Here is an 18338-nt window from a genome sequence, read left to right as displayed (position 1 = left end):
GCAGCAAAGGGGGGAACTTGAGATAGCTTCAGACCTCTCCCGCACAAACTTTTCCTCTGCGTGATCAATTAGGTTCTTCACCGTCTATTGATCCACTTTTTTAATACGCTTAAGCCGGCAACGCTGAAAATAGGTGGAGATATGAATCAAAGGAAAAGCGGGACTGACGTTCAGAAGCATATTGAAGATTCTACAGGTGTCTCGGAATCTCATGAGAGTGAGGCTAATAGCGACGCATATACGCTGGAGAGCGCTGCCCCCCAAGATGGTGCGAATGAGCAAAGGCTCCGCTTGGAAGACAAAGTTCATGCAGTGGTATTGGATTCCGAAGGAAATCCCACAGACGAAGTAGTCTCACTTCCTCGGCGAACCATAGTGATAGTGGTAAAAAAGGGGCGAGAGATATAATCCATCCATCCCACTTCGCGCACGCGTGTGCGCGCGAATGAGTTATGGGCAATCGTCCTGATCGCTCCGAGGAGTACGACGCTTATCCGGATTTCTTGCCCAGCACGCGCGTACGCGAATGGCTTTGACTGCCGGCGGTGATGACTGCACTTCCTTGGTTACTGCGAGAATTGATCGGCACCTGCTAATACGGTTTTCCACGAGACCTGTGGGTTTGTTTCATCCTGGACTGCCAAGGCGATTTGCCAAAGTGTCTCAATTTGCGCATGACCCTGATCATCAATAACCCCATGACCTATCCATGTTGTAATCGAGTCTCCCCAATTCACCGTAAAACTGATGAGATCACCACTGACCGATCCGGTTAGAGGCTTTTTCGGTGGCGCAGACGGATCACCTACAGCGCTGTGATAGGTCCCTGAGATTGCAGAGCCTTGAACTACAAGATCCATGTATGAGGTCAATTCGTTGGTCCAGCGACCATTGAAATTGAAAGGCTTGGGCGTTGCCGTGGAGGCCTTCGCGACGGTGAGTTCAGCATGCTTCATATTGTCCCCTTGTTTCTGCGAGCCACGCGTTAACACCGGAGCTCCAAACCTTTACTGGAGGGTTCCGATCAACCATAAGCAGCGTGTGGATTACTTCATCGAGACTGTGAAAGAATCGTGAAATTGAAGGGTTAAGCTCGATACGCCATGGCACGCGTGCACGCCGAGCTGATGGAGCGCTATGAGCATGGCGGCGGCCTGAGTGGCATACCGGGCGAGCTGAAAATTTTTCCACCTCTGACAATGGCACTTGGCAGAGGCCGTTAAAATCGATCCCCGTAGGTCAATCAAGATGTCACAGGGGATATGGATATGGCTGATGACAAGCCAAACGAAGTTATGTTGAAGGCCCGCGCCGAGGCGCTGAAGGCTTACCGGACATTTGAGCAAAATGCGGTAAAACGTCTCTCGGAGCTGGCCATGGCCGACCGGAACGACGATCGCGTTGACTATCTGCTCGAGCGATTCGGGTTGGCAAGTTTTCGCGAACCACTGGGAATCGTTGTATTTGGTCGAACTGATACACCACCCACACCGCTCACAGTTGGATTCGCGCAGATCATTCCTGAAGGTATTTTGGGTCCAGCACGATTAGACGCGGATCGTCGACGCGCCGTGGGCCTTCGCTATCAAGTGCGCCCTTCTGGTGAGGTTGAGGTCGTGCTCGTCGATCCTGTTTTGAGTCAGATATCCTTCATGCCACATGCAATCGAACTCGAAACCCTGGCTACAGCAGAGGGCCTCACCGACCCCGTGCTGAAGCGTCATTGGCGGGCCCTAAGTGCTTATATGCAGGTCTGGTGGGCCGCCGGATGCCCAACACGAGCAACGGAATGGCGTGTGCGCAGGCTCCGTTACGTTGGCCGACATTCCGACAACGGGATATGGCAACCCAGCAAATGGACGGAGCATCGCTGGACGGCATTGCGCTGGATAGGCACGGTCGGCTTGAGTGGCCTTCTGGTTGTATTGGGGCAGGCGTTCGTACAACACGTCTGGCCGCCCAAACCACCCGAAGACACAGTATCGGCAACGATCAAGGATCAAGCTAACCAGGATCGTCGTGATATTACGGCGGCTAAAACAGCCTTGAACCAGCTCCACGTCGATCTCGCCCAGTTGCAGGCCGAAGTTGTTGCCTTGCAGCCGGCACCGTCGCCCTCCAATGGCAAGTCGGGCATCTCATACGTCAAGGTGGCGTCAGGCGCTCCTGATAACCGCCAACGGACCAATGCTCAGGCAAACCATGCCACGACCAACGATACGATGGCCACGCCGTCCGGGGAGAGCAACTAAGTTCTGATGGGGGTAACTTTGGGGGTAACTCTAAGCCAGTAAATTCGGAAGGCCTTGGCACACAAAGCTTTCAAGAGACAGTTAGATAGACGCCACCCCAATAAAGCAAAACGCCCGGCGAGAAATCGTCGGGCGTTTTTGTTTTTCCAGGATTAGAAGAAACGTACATCGAAGGCATTCCAACTTCAGAAGTAAGCCAATCGTGTTTTGTCGCCACTCCCACTCCATATACGGCTGAAAACCTTACCGATTTATTCCGAGTCGCCTGATTTCTTAAACGATCTCGCGGAAGTACACATTGGGTTGCATCAACCCCCCAAGTGATACTACGTGTCGATTCCATTGCATCTATGGCTCAAGGACAGCAGCGGGAGTGATATTCGTGGCTCAAGCCAAGTAGTTGGCCGCGAAGGAAGTATCGAAGTTTTGAGCTTCAAACACGGCATGATTTCCCCCACAGACGGAGTTTCAGGGAAATTGTTGGGTAGCCGCGTACATTGGCCCGTGATGATGGAAAAAGAAATCGACCGATCGTCCCCCGTGCTCTACATGACGATTGCTCGCGCGCAAACCTTGCAATCCGCCGAGATTAAGTGGTACCGCATCGATGACTCTGGCCGAGAGGTCGAGTACTTCAACATGATGATGCGCAACGTCAAGGTTGTAGCCATAACACCTCGCGTTACGAATATCAAAGAACCATCATCCGCAACCCAAAATCATATCGAGCAGATCCAGTTGCGTTATGAAGAAATCACATGGCGCTATCTGGATGGCAATCTGCAATTCCGTGATGCGTGGAATAGCTTGTAGAGCTGATGGATATTGTGGCTGCTTGTGAAAAAAACTGGGATCACTGGAAGCATGATTGCAGTGGCTTTGTGAATGCGGTGACGACGGACCTTGGCATTCCGATAACGGGGACCGCCAATCAAATGATGGATGATTTAAATGTACCCGGGAGTGGATGGACCGTGTTGGGTAACGACCCGCAGAAAGCACAGGACTATGCCAATAAGGGATACCTTGTTATTGCTGGAACCAAGGCTAAAAGTCATGGTCACGTCGTGATTATTGTTCCGGTATCACATGCCGTGAAATACCCATATGGTTACTGGGGGCAATACGGTGGAACGGGCATGAAGAACGAGAGAATCACTAAGGCGTGGAGACCTGAGGACCTTCCCACGGTGCAATACTTTGCCCGGCAGATACCATAGGATGGCCGATCATGCGCTTACACATTTTGTTGTACGCGGCGCTGCTGGCTTCGACGCAAACATTCGCCAGTGATTGCAACCTTATCTATTTAACTTTCGCTAAAAATTCGGCGACCGCCGGAAGCGTTACGGTGACAATAGAAGATGAACCAGACAACGTGCCATATAACGTGGATAACCCTCAGGCATGGGTAGGGCCCGTGAAGATTTCCGTAGGCGGACAGCCTGCATGCACAGCTAGTGAGTCTGTCTCTATTGTGGAAAACCCCGTGCTGTTGGGGCGCGATGTTTTATACGTGGCCACTTACTCGGGTAGCGAACGGACAATGTACGCATTGGATACAAAAACATGCCGTATCGTTTGGAAGAGCCCTATCTTTTTTGGTAACTCCATCTACTCACATGGAGTGCTGCATCTAGGAAAACACGGTGTGCTGCTTAATAAAATGTGTCGCCCGGTTGTGTCCAAACCCTTTCCCGATTATCAGGAATGAACACCTAGTCCCTTAACCCTTCCACTCAATAACGGTGGCGGGTTCAATTTCTCAACCGTCTTAGATGCCGCAAACAGACCCAAACAAAAATGCCCAGCGACTTATCGCCGGGCGTTTTTGCTTCATTGGTGGAGGTGGTGGCAGTCGAGCCTGCGCCTGAAGACGCACACGAGTCCAAATCCCCCTGTGCAAGCCTTCACGCCACCCTCACAGTGCCAGCGTTGGGCTTAACCACCTTCGTACCGCCGCCGGACGAGCTGACGTTTTGTTGGCTTGTCTGATGTTAGATTCGGCGATGCAAAGGAGTGCCCACTTCCAACACACCATTGAGGGGAAAACCATGCAGAGGATGTCTCGTCGTGCCGTTTTAGCAGCAATGTTGGCCACTGGCCTGCTTTCAGCAACTGCGTTTGCCCAGCCTCCATCCACCGGGTTGGGTCAGGCATGGCCCAATGCTCCGGACGTTTCCGTAAATCCGAACTATCACGCCTATGTGTTTGTTCTGGCGGGGGTTCAATACATCCAGATCAACGACGCGAATGGGAACGTGTTGGGAAGTGTCGGCGCTGCGGGGGGACAGTTCATCGTCTTACCCATCGGCCACTCGCAGCTGGTGACCACTCCGCAGCAAGCGGCTACCACCAGCGCCAAGCCGGCGGCTGCGCCCACACAGGTCTACAACGACGGCACCACCACCATCAGCGCCACCCCGATGTCTGATGGCACCACTCAACTTCAAGCCACGCCTGCGCTTAGCGCAGACGATTGTGATGTCGTGACATGCAGCACGCACGGTTCCTGAAGACAAATACTCTATGACGAGAAAGCCCGGCATCTGCCGGGCTTTCTTTTTCAGGGGTCCAACATCAGGCAACTGATGGTGCGCCCGTCGGGTCGATCCCGATCTCGGACTACGCCTTCAAAACTCGCGACGCGATCCTTCAAGGCCTTCATCCCCAAACCCGTGCTCGATCGCTTCAAGCGAGGCATCAATTCGTTCCAACGCACGTGGGCCAGATCCATCGCATGTCGGCGATAAACCCCAACCCGGATAGCCACCACCCGTCGCCCGGCGATGCGCCCGCTGCGCACGCGCACATGTACGTCGCTGATGTCCTGGCGACCGCATCCCTCGGCAATGGATTCGCAGACCGTCCGGTAGATGACCAGGTGCAGCACCATGGACAACTGGCTGATCGGGCCATGCAGATCGCAGAAGTAGCGCACCCCGGCCTCCGTCAGCATCCGTGCGATGGGTCCTTCACGGAGCACAGCGGGCAATCCGCGTTCCCGCCACGAGATCGGGTGCAGACTGTCCGCCAAGCGAAGGATTTGATCCTGGGCCGACAGAGCCATCCGCTGGTAGCCCACGTCATCCACAGCCGGCTGCAGGTGTCGAAGGCGCCCCAGCATCATCGCGTAGCCGCCCCGCACCGTTTCCCGGATTTGGTCCAAGGCATGGGAGGTGGCCCGCATCTGGAGCTCTCCCATCTGGAAGTTGCTGCGGGCCAGTTCAAGCGCCAGTCGGACATCGGCCCGTTCCTTCTCGGCCTGCTGGTTGAGTGCACCGATGCGTGCGCCGACCAGAAGCATGGTGCTGATAGCAAATGCAACGATGACTTCAGCCTGCATCGTGCCGTGGTCGAACTTTTCCGGCATCAACACCACAACGGCTAGGCTGCCCAATGTGCCGCCGATGGCAGCTCCTTGCCAGCCATGTCGCAACGCAAGCCACACGACCGGAAGGAACATGCAGACCTGGGCGACTTCCCTCACATGCGGCAAGGTGAAGCCGATCCACAACAAGACCGCCAGCATCGGCACGGTCAAACAGGCACTCTCAAAAAAGATGCGGCTTTCGCCCGCATGATGCAGCAGCCCTTTCCATCCGTGCTGTTTTACGGCCCGATGGATGGCCAAGACAGCAGGCGCCAGCGTCAAGATCCCCAAGAAGTTGCCCAGCAGCCACTCGGCCGCCAATTGGTCGTAATGGATCGAGGGGTAGTTCTGAGGGAGTTTGGCGGTGAACGCCATCAGCAAGTTGTAAGCGGTGCAAACGATAGACACCGCCAGCGCGGCCGCCAGCAGCACACCGACATGGACATAGCCCGTCCGTCCAACTAAAGGACCGCGTTGGCGCGCGACATAAATCACTGGTGCGCTGAACGCTGTGGCCGGCAGAAGATTCAACACACTCCATACAGGACCCAGTTCCGTCCAGCACGCGATGGTCATAGGAACCAGCGCGAACTCTTCGCCCACGAAGAGCGCTGGCCAATAGCGATACGGCACCAGAATCAACACCACCATGCGCAGCCCAGTCAGAAGCACATAGTGGGGAATGATGAATTGTCGAAACAACCAAAGTGCTGCCGCATAAGCTAAAGCAACGGCGACATGTCGCCATCCACGCATTGCCCACGACCTCATAAGTTCCTGCATCGTCTCCAACTCCCCAGGTGGATCCATGACGCTTGGAATAAAGGATGTGAAGATCCGGGGTCGGCCGTGAAACGCAAGTGAAGTCTGCCCCCCTACTCCCCTGCGAACATCTTACCTCCTCGTGCGAGGGTGAAGCGGCGCACATTGCAAACTGAGATATCGATTGTGAAAGCAGCCATCACGAGCACTCTGTAATAACCAGTCCCGTTGGGCCACTCCATGGCCTTCAAAGCCATCTTTCATGAGAACTGGGTCCAACAAGCCACCGCAGCAGCTTTTTCCTGACAGACATCCAAACGGCTGAATGATCGCCACTTGGTATGCTCGTGAGCTACCGCCACACTATGTGTCGTTGGGAAGTCCTTTGGCGTCCGCGGTGGGCCCGCCGCATCAAGGAAGCCGACGCCCCGACCATGCCGCCTTCGGGCGGCATGTTTCTTTTCGGGGGCTTGTACTCAAGACTCGCTTTCTCAAGAAGGCTTGAACGCCTTACCCTTCCCTTCATCCAGCAACGTCTTCACCGCATCAATAACGGCGTTCGTATCTTCAACCCATTGCTGGGTAAGAACATCCAGCTGATCCAGAAGCTTTGCTTCTTCCGATGTCGTGCACTCTACGCGCCAGCGCCTCAATTGCTCGCAGCACATGTCCGCATAGAGCGCCGTATCTTGATAAACAAGCCGCATGCGTGCGAGTTCAACTCGGTTGATCAGCCCCGGCTGGTGAATAGCCAGGCGCATATGCTCCGCTTGCTCGTGCGCGGTCTCGGCGGCGCTGCTGACGGCAAATTTGAACGCTGGCATATAGGTAATGGGACGCCAGCGTTGTTCTGGCTTCGTCATATCGTTTTACGCGTTGCGTACCACGGTGGTCGCTGAATCATGAACCTGAAGGCCATGCCTTTATTCTAGCCCGCACCACTGATAAACCCATCAACCTCCCCATACGTCGCCGCCCCTGTCCAGCAGCGGCTGCAGATTCACAACGCCGCAGCTCCAACGTTCAACAGGAGGCGGCCAGCGCTGCCCCGCCTACCCCGGCTTGGCTCCCGATTCTCCCGTCGTGCCAAGTACCGCCCAAATGCAGCGTTGGCCGCTTATTCCCTGACACCTGCGTGTCTGGATCAATCACCTGATCTGAACGAGGAAGCTATGCCCTACATCATTCAACACGCGCACGGCCCCGTCCCGTTGCTGGTTGGCGAGCGTTTTTGGGGTGACGCGCCGGAGATCGATTTCGGAGCCATCACCAGTTGCATCACGCTGGTCGAGCAGGCTCCCGACACGGCAAACTCTATCCGCGCCATTCACCTGTCCATATTCAGCGGCGATGGCACGCCTATTTACGATCCCGATTCGAACGTCGTCACTCAGATCGACGGCATCATGCAAGGCACAGGTAATTTCCGGGCCTGCCTCGGGCGCATCGATTTCTGGCAAGCCAACCAGTCGGCCGAAGTGCGCAACTTTTTCACTTCGCTGATGCAACGCCTGGGGATTGAGACCTGGGTGCAAACGCCGAATGTCCCGCTGCGCGTGCGATGGAACCAAGACACCATCCAATACACACAAGGTGGTGGCTGGGTCAGCATCCCCTACACCTGATACGCCGCAGCCTGGATGTCGGGCTTACATGTGAAGGAGAGATTGTCTCGTATTCTTTTCACCTTCACGCACCACACAAGTTCGATAAAAAATCTAATGTGCGTGACGGCGCTACTTTGTTTTCACGCATCCATCACAACGTAGGAATGACCTGGACTGTCATTACCCACTGACATAAACGCTGTCGCATTTCTTTGCGCCATCATCACATTTGATATGCGACAAAAACACCGTCGGGCGACAATGCCTCCCGGGGTTCCCCTGCTCCGAGAGTCTTCCGACCAAGCCGCCGCAATGGCGGCTTTCTTTTTGCCGACGCTGCCCGGATGACCTGTTTTTTTGCACGATGCTCCAGAACAATCCTGTCGCGCTTGCAATTGACTTGGGTGCTGCTATGACTTGAGGTTGATCGTTATCGACCTTCCCCATCATCGAGAGGATGTTGCAATGGAATACCGTCGTTTGGGCGCATCGGGCTTCAAAGTGCCCGTGCTGAGTTTTGGTACCGGCACCTTTGGTGGCAAAGGCGATTTTTTCAAAGAATGGGGCAGCACCGATGTGGCGGAAGCACGGCGTCTGGTGGATATCTGCCTGGAAGCGGGCGTCACCATGTTCGACAGCGCGGATATCTACTCGTCCGGTGCCGCCGAATCAGTGCTCGGCGAAGCCATCAAAGGGCGTCGCGATCAGGTACTGATTTCCACCAAGGCTACCTTCCGCTTCGATGACAGACCCAACAGCGTCGGTTCCTCGCGCTACCACCTGATTCAATCTTGCGATGCTGCGCTCAAACGCCTGGGCACGGATTACATCGACCTGTTTCAGTTGCACGGTTTCGATGCCATGACGCCGGTGGAAGAAACGGTTTCCACCCTGGATGACCTGGTGCGCGCGGGCAAGATCCGCTACCTGGGTGTGTCCAACTTTTCCGGTTGGCATCTGATGAAGTCGCTGGCTGTCGCGGATCGTTACGGCTATTCGCGCTATGTCGCGAACCAGGCGTATTACTCACTGATCGGCCGCGACTACGAATGGGAACAGATGCCATTGGGTCTGGACCAGGGCGTCGGTGCGGTCGTTTGGAGTCCGCTGGGCTGGGGACGCCTTACCGGCAAGCTTCGTCGCGGTCAGGCGCTGCCGTCGGTCAGCCGCCTGCACAAGACGGCCGATATGGGACCGCAGGTAGACGATGAGTACCTTTACCGCGTCATTGATGCACTGGATGAAGTCGCCCAGGAAACCGGCAAATCGGTACCGCAGATCGCGCTGAACTGGCTACTGCAACGTCCTACCGTTTCCACCGTGGTGATCGGCGCGCGCAATGAGGAACAACTGCGGCAGAACCTTGGCGCCGTGGGCTGGAACCTTACCGCCGAACAAGTCGCCAAGCTCGATGTTGCCAGCGTTGTGACACCGGCTTATCCGTATTGGCATCAGCGTGGTTTTGACGAGCGCAATCCGCCGCCGGTTTGAAGTTCATCACGTGACTTCTCCCATTCGTCATCCCGGCGAAAGCTGGGATGACAAACAGTTTCCGGCAAGCCTGTCCTGACAGGCCGCATTCGATATGCTCCATGACAGGCCCACTCACGCCCAGCCACATGGAACCCAGCCTAGTCACCAATCCCGCCCTGCTCCCGGTTCTCCATGAACTGAAGCAACGCGAACCGATTTTTCATCGTCCTGAATTCGGCACCACTCGTCAGGATTTCGAAGCGATGACCGAACCTGACTTCTGGGAAGTCGGCGCCTCCGGCAAGCGTTACAGCCGCGCCTATGTGCTCGATGTACTTGAGGAACGCTTCAAACATCCGGATGAAGACGCATGGGAAGCCAGCAATTTTCATTGCCGCGAAATCGCCGCCGACAACTATCTGCTGACTTATACCCTCAAGCAAGGCGAACGCCTGACACGCCGGGCCACGCTGTGGCGGCGCACGGTGGAAGGCTGGAAGATCGTTTACCATCAAGGCACCGTGGTGGCTGACTGAAGACCACGAAGCACTTGGGCGTTGCCGCAACGCCGATCAAGCAAAAGCCCGCGTTATCGCGGGCTTTCGCGCTGGATTCCAGTGCATCAGGCTATATGCCATGCCCGGCAAGGGAACCGCGGGTGACATCACCCGCCTGCGTTTTGCCGAGATTGCCCGGCACGTTTTCATCCACGGTTTTATCGGCGGTCCAGGCATGCAAAAAGTGGCCTGCCTGGTCGAACACCAGCATGGCCGAAACGTTTTTTTCGATCTGCCTGGGAATATTCGAGCCGACCACCGGACCCGTATTGCCGCTATCGTCCCGCACCCGGATCTTGCTTATGTATTGCATCTGGTCAGTGCCATCAGGTTCTTTGGTTTCCTGAAACGGCGGTCCAAAAGTTGCTTTTACATCGGCAATCGTGGTGACGCCCGGCTTGAGCGTATCCAGGGCTTGCTTGTCGACGACCTTCACGCCAGTCGTGGCGCAACCTGCAAAAACCAACGCGGCCATCGCCGCTGCTATACCCTTTTTCATCACTACCCTCCTGTGTAGTCCCTGTAGGCCCTGCTCTTTAAAGGCCCGCTCCCTGCAAGCATCATCCCCCTGCAACGGGCGCACCGGCCCCTGCCTGAAGTCACTCCATCAAGCGTCCCCATGTTGCTGAAATTGAGATCATCGCCAAGAGCCATTTGACCCGCCAAAAATGGCCATTGGTCTCTTTTGCAGTGCAGTATCGGCGTCACCACCGCAGCCAGTGTAATAACGCGCTGAATTCACGCTATGCTGGCCCCGCATACAGGGGATGTGACACCTGAACAGGCTCAAGCGAGAGACCGACTTGACCGATACATATCGCAATGTATCGATGGATTTAGCCTTATCCGTGCTATTTCACGTTTTCTACACAACAGGTACTCGTTGATAGGTGTCTCATCGATAGCTGGGTGGCCATGAGCCGAACTCTCCCTATCCAAGCACGACCCGTCGAGGAGCCGGACCATGCGGCCTGGCTAAGCCGTCTTATCGAGGCCACCACGCCTGAGGAAGTGGGGGCACTGATCGAGGCGCTGGCCATGAAGCAGCCCGGCTGTGCTCGTGCGCAGGTGCTGTGGCTGAACCCGTATGGTCACCACCACGCCACGGATACGCCCCTGCCCGACGGCGGCGTCGTGGAGCTTGCGCGAAACACCCTGAAGGCAGGCGAAGGTCTGCTCTCTCCGGATGGCAAGCATTACGCACTGACCTTGCTCAGCCAGGAACAGGTGGTTGTGCTGCTTGGCCTGACTGGCGATGTCGCCGCCAAGACCCTGCTGGGTGGCATGAGCCCTTATCTTCAGCTTGGCGTACGGCAGCTTTATCACGCAATGAAGCTGGCCGACCTGTACGACTCCCACGCCCAGCTCGAACATTCGGAAAACCTGCAGCGCGCGCTATTCGCGATCTCCGACCTTTCCGGCTCCAATCTCGACATGCCGGACATGCTTCACGAGATCCATCGCATCGTCAGCGGGCTGATGTACGCCGAGAACTTCTTCATCGTGCGCTATCACCCCGAGCGCGACACCATGCGCTTTCTGTACTACGCGGACATCCAGGACCAGGACCAGCCCGACACAACACGCGAAATCCAGCTCGAAGACCGTCGCCATACGCTGACCTGGTACCTGCTGACCCAAGGCAAGCCGCTGATGGGCAGTGACGAACAACTGATCGCACAGGTCAATGGGCCATTGATCCTTTCCGGACCAGACAGCGATGACTGGCTTGGCGTCCCCATGCTGCACAACGGCAGCGTGCACGGCGCATTGGTCGTGCAAAACTACAGTACCGGACTGGTGTATTCGCGCGACGATCTGACCCTGCTCGAATTTGTCGGCAGTCACATCCTCACCGCGCTGGAACGCAAGGAAAGCAAGAACGAACTGGAGCGCCGCGTTCGCCAACGCACCGAAGAGCTTGCCGAGGTCAACCGCGGATTGCGGCAGGAAGTGCGCGAACGTCAGCGTGCGGAACATTTGCAGGAGGCGCTGTTCCAGCTGGCGCAGCTGGCCACTGCCGATATCGATGAAAGCGCCTTTTACGAACGCGTCCATACCGTTGTCGGGGGCCTGCTGGATGCAAGGAATTTCTTCATTGCCTTGCTCAGCGACGATCGCAGCAAGCTGGATTTTCCCTATTACATCGATACTGGCGTCCATCACACGATAAGCCGGCCGGTGGGGCGCGGCTTGAGCGAATACGTGATCAGGCTGGGTGAACCGTGGTCGGGCAAACAGGCCGACATCATCGCCTTGATGCGCGACGGTGAAGTAGTACGGCACGGCATCGGCGAACCGTGTGCCTGCTGGCTGGGTGTGCCACTGAAAGTGGACGAATCCACCATCGGCGTGGTAGTGGTCCAGAGCTATGACCAGAATGCCAGTTATGGGCCTGCGGAAAAGGAACTCCTGAGCTTCGTCGCGCTGCAGATCGCCAACAGTATTTACCGGCGCCGCTCCGCTGCCGCCCTGCATATGGCCAACTTGCGTTTGGAACATCGCGTCGAGGAACGCACACGCGAATTGCGCGCGGAAATCGCCCGCCGCGAGCAAATGCAACAACAGCTGCATCATCAGGTCATGCACGACCCGTTAACCGGCCTGCCCAACCGCGGCTACCTGCGCGAACGACTCGACACCATCCTCACCGCCATTCAGCACGAACCACACCGCCGTTGCGCCTTGCTCTACCTGGACGTCGACCGCTTCAAGGTGATCAACGACAGCCTGGGCCATCTGGCCGGCGACGAATTCCTGAAAGCGATCGCCATGCGGCTGCTTACCCATGTCCGCGAGCCGGATATGGTGGCGCGGCTCTCCGGCGACGAATTCGCGATTTTGCTTGAAGACATCGAAGTGACCGCCAATGCCACAGCGATCGCCGACCGTGTACTGCAAGCGGTGGCGACACCACTGCGCATTTCCGGCAAAGAACTTGAACCCTCAGTCAGCGTGGGCATCGCTTGCGGCGACTCCAGCTACCTGGACGCCGATGAATTGATCCGCGATGCAGACATGGCGCTTTATCAGGCCAAACAGTTAGGTCGCAAACGCTTTGCCATATTCGATGAAGCGTTGGCCAAGGACATGGTCGACGTGCTGACCATGGAAAGCGAGTTGCGCAAAGCGCTGCGCCAGAACGAATTCGAGCCTTTCTTCCAACCGATCTTCCGGCTCGACGACGGCAAGATCATGGGTTACGAAGCCCTGATCCGCTGGAACCATCCGCAACGCGGATTGCTGAGGCCGATGGATTTCGTACGCATTGCTGAAGATAGCGGCCTGATCGAAGCCATCGACTGGCGCTTGTTTGAAATCAGCTGCCGCATGCTGGCGCAAAGAGGTTCGTCCGAAACGTTCGTCACTTTCAATGTCTCGGCGCTGCACCTGCGTCATTCCGATTTTGACACGCGCATCCTGAAGATGCTCGAGCGCACGGGACTTTCACCCTCCCGGCTCGTGACCGAAGTAACTGAAGGCGCCCTGCTCGATAATCCGGAAAGCGTGCGCGTCATGCTCGATCGCCTGCGCAGCGTCGGCGTCGGCGCGGCGCTCGACGACTTCGGCACCGGCTATTCATCGCTCAGCTACCTGCATTCGCTGCCCATGCGCATGCTGAAAATCGATCGCGCCTTTGTGCACGAACTCGACAAGGTCGGCAGCAAGAACAGCACCACGGTGGTCGCCGCCATCCTGGCGTTGGCGCATGCGTTGAATATCCAGGTGATCGCCGAAGGCATCGAAACCCAGGCGCAATTCGACACCCTGCTCAGCATGGGGTGCGAAATGGGACAAGGCTATCTGCTCGGCCACCCTGGGCCGATCGATCACTGGCTGTAGCGGTGGTCTAAAGACGGTTACGGCGCGTGCTGGTGCTTCTCTCGCACTTCACGCAACAACTCCAGCACGTGGGCGCGATGTTCCTGCCGTTTCTTGTCCTGCGCAGCAAGCAACTCCTGCCGGCGCGTTATACGCACGGGCGCCTGTTGGCGGGAGTCTTTCCCCGTAAGGTGAACGAAACGGGCGAAATAATCAGACCATGTGCTGAGTTGCCATGGCGAACGAGCATGTGGTGTGCCTTGAGTGTTCATGAATGGCCTCGACCGCATTGCAGGATAGTGGGCGGGGGGCAGTTTGCGCTGCCCGGATCATCAATGTGCGCTTGCGCTTGTTAGGCATGCGTAACGAAGCGACTGAGAAGTGGTTAAAAACCGACTATCCAAGCTGGGCAAGCATACGGACACGCTCGCTTTGACGGCGCGTCTGAGTTTTCCCAAAGAGACTGCGTAACGGTGTTCGAACGGTATTAACTGTTCCCAAGTAGCAACACCGAAGGCAAGCGGCTTTCCGGATGTATCCGCAGCAGCTGATACGCCACGCCGCCCAGACCCGGCATCAACCCCGGCACAAATACGCCCTTGGTCAAACCGCAGGACGGCCCATACTCCTCCAGGCTGCTCAGGATATGCGCCAGCAAGCTCTCACGCGTCATCCCATCCGGCGCAACGCCCAGCGGGACGGCTTGGTGCAGCAGTTCCCACGCGCCAAGATCGCCATGACACAAGCAATGGTTCCATCCCAATCCTTTGCTGGCTGTCGCGCGCACGGCATGCTGCAACAGCGCTCGCGTCCGTGCCTGTTCCATGCGCGGGTCAAGATCCAGATGCGCCAGGCCGATACCGACCGCTCCATGACACCACACCGATGCTGTCTTGGGACCGCCAAGGTTGCGCAGATCCGTCCAGCCCTGTTCACCTTCGTCGAATGCGGCATCTTCGAAGCGGAACGCCGCTTGCGCCACTTCCTCGAAGCGAGTCTCACCCGTTGCGCGCGCCAAGTGGGTCAGCGCCCAGCCGACGCCGGTGACACCATGCGAAAAGCCGCCGAGTCCGGTCGGCCACATCTGCGGGTGCACCCAATACGCCCTGTCACCATCGTGCCGTGCCAGATCGCACAGCTGCTGACCCAGCTGAACCGCGATGTCGAGATAACGCTGTTCACCCGTCTGTTTCGCAAGCGCCAGCACAACGGGAATCGCGCCAGCCCTGCCAGTAAGGATGTCATTCGTCTCATCCTCGGCGGCTGCGTCCAGCACGCCGTCCGCCAGTGCCATGGCACGATCGAGTTCGTCGCCACGTTGCCGATTCCATTGCGCCAGCATCAGCAAGGTCCAGATCTGCGCACTCAACCCGATGTACGCGCCGATCGTAGGCGGGCGCGTCTTGATATTGCCGTGCAAGGTCGCCGCGAGTTTCACTTCAGCCAACCGCAAGGTGTATTGGATGGCCTGCGACAACGCTTCGATACCTGCCACAGGATCGGCCCGGCCCGCATGCATTTCGCGCACATAGGCAGCCGCCAGCAAAGCAACACCCGACAGGCCGCCATATAAATCCACCGCCAGCGGCTGTACTGACCAACCGGTCACATTGAGCACCGGCGCAATCCAGGCCACGCTTCCATCATTGCCACGGATGGCGTTGCTGACCAAACCTTGCACGATTTGTGCTGCTTGCTTGCGCCGGCGCTGATCCAGATCGCCATCACGGATCACTTGCGGTACAAGCGTCGTGCCCATCGATGTCCAGCCATCGTTGAGATAGGCGCTGACCATCGTGGCGCGAATCACATTGCGCTCGAATGCAAAGTCTGACGCGCGCCAATGCTGTAACGCCGCGTCGGCCAGATTGCCCGGTGGTAGCCAGTTTACGCCGCGAGAGCCATGCAGCTGTCCGTCGCGCACCAGGGTACTGAAGAACGGAATGTCACCAACAAGCAAGTCCTCGATCTCGCTCTCGATCACTAACGGATCGCTGGGTGCGAGCACGACATTCGCAGCCATTTTGGCGAACAGTTCATGCGCACGCTGCCTCGCCTGTGCCTCATTGTGCAACGACACTGGATGCCAGAGCATGCGGCCGATCTCCGCGTAGACTTCGGTCGCTCTCACCACTACACGAACGCGGCAATCGGCAAAGGCCTGCAGTCGCGGCGACAGCAAGCCGGCGGCGTCGAGCCGACGCAAGGTAGCAGTCAGGCTGTCGAACCCTTCCAGCGCATTGGGCCAATACGTCGCCAGCGCGGGTTCGGGACTGGGATGATTCTTTGCAACCGGCACCGGCATCATCGTTGTACCAAGGTACGCCTCATCGGTGCCCGCCTTGAGAATCGCCGGCCGGGACATCATCGGCTGCTGACCGGGCAGCGAACCAACACCGGAATAATCGATACCGCGCCAGCCCAATGCTTGTGCACGCCCCGGCAGCAAACCAATGTGCAACACGGTGCCGGAAACAAGCTCCGCCGCACGATCCAGCGCATTGCCGAAACCCGAAGGCGGCATGGCGAGCTTGGGCGTAAAGAGGGTTTCGCAGTCCACCACGACGGGCGTGTTGCGATGTGCGATAAGGTTTTCGGCATGCAGATCGCTGGCGCCAAGCACGTGCATGATCGCCAACAGATGCCCGATCCCCGTGTAAAAACAGCTCAGCTCATGTTCGCCGGCTGCATAGCAATGCTCGACAAACTCGGCCCAGCCGTAATCGATGCCATTGATGACGCGCGGCACCTGGATGCTGAGGTCAGCGCCATGCTCATCTGCAAGCACCGCGATGAAATCCCGCAACACGGCGTCCACAGCCACCGAGCGAGGCTTGTACACCACCCGGCCGCCCTCGCACCGAAGCAGCGCGACGGTCAAACCGCCACGATGGCTGTCTCCGGCACCAAAGCTCAATGCCTGCAACTCGCCCACAGGGCCGTCGCACAGCGTCGCAAGCTTTGTACGATCAGCCACCCACCGCTGCGCAAAAAGATAGGAGGCCTCGCAGCGATGATGAATCAGGCGCTCCACGCGATGCAGCAACGTGGGATAGTGCTCAGAGAGCTCCTCCCAGAACGAACGTTGCGACGCCAGGGCAATAAACTCGTTCCATCGCTCCGCACTATCCTCGCCGCTCAAGCGTTCGCCGACACGGGCTGCATTCAATTCAACCAGCAGCAACCGCGTCAGCTTCGCGTGCAGCACGCCTGAGAGCGATTCCCGGGTTTCTTCGAGAATTACCTCGCGCTCGCGCGAAGAGAGTTCCGGAATAAGAATGAGCTGGGTTGCCAGCTTTCCCAACGACGGGGCCAGCAGACAACCCAGCGACTCGATGAAATTATCAGTGAAAGCGACCGAAGCCACTTTCGCTCAGCAGCATTCAGCGTGAGCCGAGCCACTACAGGCCGAACCGCAACGGCCCGAACAAACCGCGCCCAACGTAAGCACATTCGTGCTGGAAACGATGTCGGATTCGGCAAATTGGCCGCTCACGAAAAGCGGACCGGCCGGGCTATCTTCGCCCGCGTGATGGCGCCATTGGTTGATCTGCTCTTGCGAAGCATTAAGCATGACTCTCTCCTTGCTCTAGTTAGAAGGAATAGAAACGTTGCTACGATTGCCCCACACAACGCAGTGTCATTGCGACACCGCCGCAACCGTATAGTGCAAGAAAATGCTGCAGGTCAACTGATTTCTTGCGCATTCACACGCTCTACACATGGTGCAGTGCGGCTTGAATTTCTTTGTTGCCGGCTTGATGACAAATCTTCAGCAACACGTACGCAATGTTATCGATATCGCAACGCCGGAAAGGTTCATGGCAAAACCGGAAAGTGCAGATATCGATGCGTCTATCACCGCGTTACACGATGACCTTCAATCCCATGCGCCTGACTGATGCGCGTTGGCCGTCGGCCATTGCACGCGTACCAATCCGGCAACCGCGTTCCACTCGGTGCTGTTGTAATAGACGGTCGCGCCGTCTGGCAGCGTCCAGTTTGCCAACAGGGAATGGAACTCGTTGGGAAGGGCGGCTTGCTGCGAGGCCGCACCCGGCGGCTCGCCGAACTCATCCACCAGCGCGCGGTAATCGTGCAGATTTTCTTCGCCTCTGTGCGTTCTTACCGACAAGCTCACCACCAGACCATCCTTCAAGCCCACCATCACATCGCTGCCGCTCATGTAACCCGGCCGATCCTGCAAGGGAATATTGACGATGATCTGTCCGTCTCTAGGAAGCGTGTTCGAAACCGCCGCACCATCCGGCCACTTGTAGCATTGCTCATGATCATCGGAGAGATAAGCATCCTGCCGCTTGAGGCACTCCTGCGTGACCAACGGTCGATGAAGCACAATACCGAACGCTTCCGTCGCCATGCCTGTCGAACTCCAACCGAGCATGGCAATGGCGATGCAAAGACAATAGCGACGCATAACCGGACTCCCTGGCACCTTGGCAGAATGACCTTAACAAGTTGACCGATGCAG

Annotated in this window: 17 protein-coding genes; 9 read left to right on the top strand and 8 right to left on the bottom strand. The window is 57.1% G+C overall.

What is annotated here, in order from left to right:
* Positions 1-566: 566 nt before the first annotated feature.
* The gene (locus ISN74_RS08700; RefSeq protein WP_188798949.1) at positions 567-956 is read right to left on the bottom strand and encodes an avidin/streptavidin family protein; all 390 of its coding nucleotides are present in this window, start codon (positions 954-956) and stop codon (positions 567-569) included.
* Positions 957-1268: 312 nt separating this feature from the next.
* On the opposite strand from ISN74_RS08700, the gene ISN74_RS08695 reads away from it, so the two are divergent.
* The 5 genes from ISN74_RS08695 to ISN74_RS08675 all read left to right on the top strand — a co-directional run bounded on the left by ISN74_RS08695 (position 1269) and on the right by ISN74_RS08675 (position 4768).
* The gene (locus tag ISN74_RS08695) at positions 1269-2252 is read left to right on the top strand and encodes a hypothetical protein (RefSeq protein WP_188798948.1); all 984 of its coding nucleotides are present in this window, start codon (positions 1269-1271) and stop codon (positions 2250-2252) included.
* 330 nt (positions 2253-2582) lie between these two features.
* Complete coding sequence (gene tssD, locus ISN74_RS08690) at positions 2583-3065, top strand: type VI secretion system tube protein TssD (protein WP_188798947.1); 483 nt, start codon at positions 2583-2585, stop codon at positions 3063-3065.
* A 5-nt stretch (positions 3066-3070) separates the two neighbouring features.
* The gene (locus ISN74_RS08685) at positions 3071-3472 is read left to right on the top strand and encodes an NlpC/P60 family protein (RefSeq protein ID WP_188798946.1); all 402 of its coding nucleotides are present in this window, start codon (positions 3071-3073) and stop codon (positions 3470-3472) included.
* An 11-nt stretch (positions 3473-3483) separates the two neighbouring features.
* Positions 3484-3966, top strand: a complete 483-nt coding sequence (locus ISN74_RS08680; protein WP_188798945.1) for a hypothetical protein — start codon at positions 3484-3486, stop codon at positions 3964-3966.
* A 340-nt stretch (positions 3967-4306) separates the two neighbouring features.
* On the top strand, positions 4307-4768 hold the full coding sequence (locus ISN74_RS08675) for a hypothetical protein (protein ID WP_229679092.1): 462 nt from the start codon (positions 4307-4309) through the stop codon (positions 4766-4768).
* A gap of 50 nt (positions 4769-4818) precedes the next feature.
* On the opposite strand, the gene ISN74_RS08670 is transcribed toward ISN74_RS08675, so the two are convergent.
* Both ISN74_RS08670 and ISN74_RS08665 read right to left on the bottom strand, forming a co-directional pair.
* Complete coding sequence (locus ISN74_RS08670) at positions 4819-6408, bottom strand: MASE1 domain-containing protein (RefSeq protein ID WP_188798944.1); 1590 nt, start codon at positions 6406-6408, stop codon at positions 4819-4821.
* A gap of 470 nt (positions 6409-6878) precedes the next feature.
* Complete coding sequence (locus tag ISN74_RS08665) at positions 6879-7250, bottom strand: hypothetical protein (RefSeq protein WP_188798943.1); 372 nt, start codon at positions 7248-7250, stop codon at positions 6879-6881.
* 309 nt (positions 7251-7559) lie between these two features.
* On the opposite strand from ISN74_RS08665, the gene ISN74_RS08660 reads away from it, so the two are divergent.
* The 3 genes from ISN74_RS08660 to ISN74_RS08650 all read left to right on the top strand — a co-directional run bounded on the left by ISN74_RS08660 (position 7560) and on the right by ISN74_RS08650 (position 10003).
* Positions 7560-8012: a hypothetical protein gene (locus ISN74_RS08660; protein ID WP_188798942.1), complete on the top strand. Its 453-nt coding sequence runs from the start codon at positions 7560-7562 to the stop codon at positions 8010-8012.
* A gap of 447 nt (positions 8013-8459) precedes the next feature.
* A complete protein-coding gene (locus ISN74_RS08655; RefSeq protein ID WP_188798941.1) occupies positions 8460-9485 on the top strand; it encodes an aldo/keto reductase in 1026 nt (341 codons plus the stop codon).
* Positions 9486-9586: 101 nt separating this feature from the next.
* Positions 9587-10003 (top strand): nuclear transport factor 2 family protein, encoded by a 417-nt coding sequence (locus ISN74_RS08650; RefSeq protein WP_229679091.1) that lies wholly within the window; start codon positions 9587-9589, stop codon positions 10001-10003.
* A 91-nt stretch (positions 10004-10094) separates the two neighbouring features.
* Here ISN74_RS08650 and ISN74_RS08645 read toward each other — a convergent pair whose 3' ends face one another.
* Complete coding sequence (locus ISN74_RS08645) at positions 10095-10523, bottom strand: hypothetical protein (protein ID WP_188798940.1); 429 nt, start codon at positions 10521-10523, stop codon at positions 10095-10097.
* Between the two features lie 416 nt (positions 10524-10939).
* Here ISN74_RS08645 and ISN74_RS08640 point away from each other — a divergent pair, with 416 nt between their 5' ends.
* Positions 10940-13867 (top strand): bifunctional diguanylate cyclase/phosphodiesterase, encoded by a 2928-nt coding sequence (locus ISN74_RS08640; protein ID WP_188798939.1) that lies wholly within the window; start codon positions 10940-10942, stop codon positions 13865-13867.
* 17 nt (positions 13868-13884) lie between these two features.
* Here the strand turns inward: ISN74_RS08640 and ISN74_RS08635 are convergent, their stop codons facing one another.
* The 4 genes from ISN74_RS08635 to ISN74_RS08620 form a co-directional block, all read right to left on the bottom strand.
* Entirely contained in the window at positions 13885-14118 is a 234-nt protein-coding gene (locus ISN74_RS08635) for a hypothetical protein (RefSeq protein WP_188798938.1), read from the bottom strand.
* A gap of 215 nt (positions 14119-14333) precedes the next feature.
* Positions 14334-17213 carry a type 2 lanthipeptide synthetase LanM family protein gene (locus ISN74_RS08630; RefSeq protein ID WP_188798937.1) on the bottom strand — a complete coding sequence of 960 codons (2880 nt, stop codon included), beginning with the start codon at positions 17211-17213 and terminating at the stop codon, positions 14334-14336.
* A 6-nt stretch (positions 17214-17219) separates the two neighbouring features.
* Entirely contained in the window at positions 17220-17420 is a 201-nt protein-coding gene (locus ISN74_RS08625) for a DUF6229 family protein (protein WP_188798936.1), read from the bottom strand.
* Positions 17421-17726: 306 nt separating this feature from the next.
* Complete coding sequence (locus ISN74_RS08620) at positions 17727-18284, bottom strand: hypothetical protein (RefSeq protein ID WP_188798935.1); 558 nt, start codon at positions 18282-18284, stop codon at positions 17727-17729.
* Between the last annotated feature and the right edge of the window lie 54 nt (positions 18285-18338).

The sequence above is a fragment of the Dyella caseinilytica genome, assembly GCF_016865235.1.
In the GTDB taxonomy this organism is placed as follows: Bacteria; Pseudomonadota; Gammaproteobacteria; order Xanthomonadales; family Rhodanobacteraceae; genus Dyella_B; species Dyella_B caseinilytica.
Note: the sequence above shows the minus strand (reverse complement) of the source record. Positions and strands in the feature narration are given on the sequence as shown.

Excerpts from the sequence above, each read along its gene's own strand:
- ISN74_RS08700 (WP_188798949.1), bottom strand. The coding sequence starts at position 956 with ATGAAGCATGCTGAACTCACCGTCGCGAAGGCCTCCACGGCAACGCCC.
- ISN74_RS08695 (WP_188798948.1), top strand. The coding sequence starts at position 1,269 with ATGGCTGATGACAAGCCAAACGAAGTTATGTTGAAGGCCCGCGCCGAG.
- ISN74_RS08685 (WP_188798946.1), top strand. The coding sequence starts at position 3,071 with ATGGATATTGTGGCTGCTTGTGAAAAAAACTGGGATCACTGGAAGCAT.
- ISN74_RS08680 (WP_188798945.1), top strand. The coding sequence starts at position 3,484 with ATGCGCTTACACATTTTGTTGTACGCGGCGCTGCTGGCTTCGACGCAA.
- ISN74_RS08675 (WP_229679092.1), top strand. The coding sequence starts at position 4,307 with ATGCAGAGGATGTCTCGTCGTGCCGTTTTAGCAGCAATGTTGGCCACT.
- ISN74_RS08670 (WP_188798944.1), bottom strand. The coding sequence starts at position 6,408 with ATGCAGGAACTTATGAGGTCGTGGGCAATGCGTGGATGGCGACATGTC.
- ISN74_RS08665 (WP_188798943.1), bottom strand. The coding sequence starts at position 7,250 with ATGACGAAGCCAGAACAACGCTGGCGTCCCATTACCTATATGCCAGCG.
- ISN74_RS08660 (WP_188798942.1), top strand. The coding sequence starts at position 7,560 with ATGCCCTACATCATTCAACACGCGCACGGCCCCGTCCCGTTGCTGGTT.
- ISN74_RS08655 (WP_188798941.1), top strand. The coding sequence starts at position 8,460 with ATGGAATACCGTCGTTTGGGCGCATCGGGCTTCAAAGTGCCCGTGCTG.
- ISN74_RS08650 (WP_229679091.1), top strand. The coding sequence starts at position 9,587 with ATGACAGGCCCACTCACGCCCAGCCACATGGAACCCAGCCTAGTCACC.
- ISN74_RS08645 (WP_188798940.1), bottom strand. The coding sequence starts at position 10,523 with ATGAAAAAGGGTATAGCAGCGGCGATGGCCGCGTTGGTTTTTGCAGGT.
- ISN74_RS08640 (WP_188798939.1), top strand. The coding sequence starts at position 10,940 with ATGAGCCGAACTCTCCCTATCCAAGCACGACCCGTCGAGGAGCCGGAC.
- ISN74_RS08635 (WP_188798938.1), bottom strand. The coding sequence starts at position 14,118 with ATGAACACTCAAGGCACACCACATGCTCGTTCGCCATGGCAACTCAGC.
- ISN74_RS08625 (WP_188798936.1), bottom strand. The coding sequence starts at position 17,420 with ATGCTTAATGCTTCGCAAGAGCAGATCAACCAATGGCGCCATCACGCG.
- ISN74_RS08620 (WP_188798935.1), bottom strand. The coding sequence starts at position 18,284 with ATGCGTCGCTATTGTCTTTGCATCGCCATTGCCATGCTCGGTTGGAGT.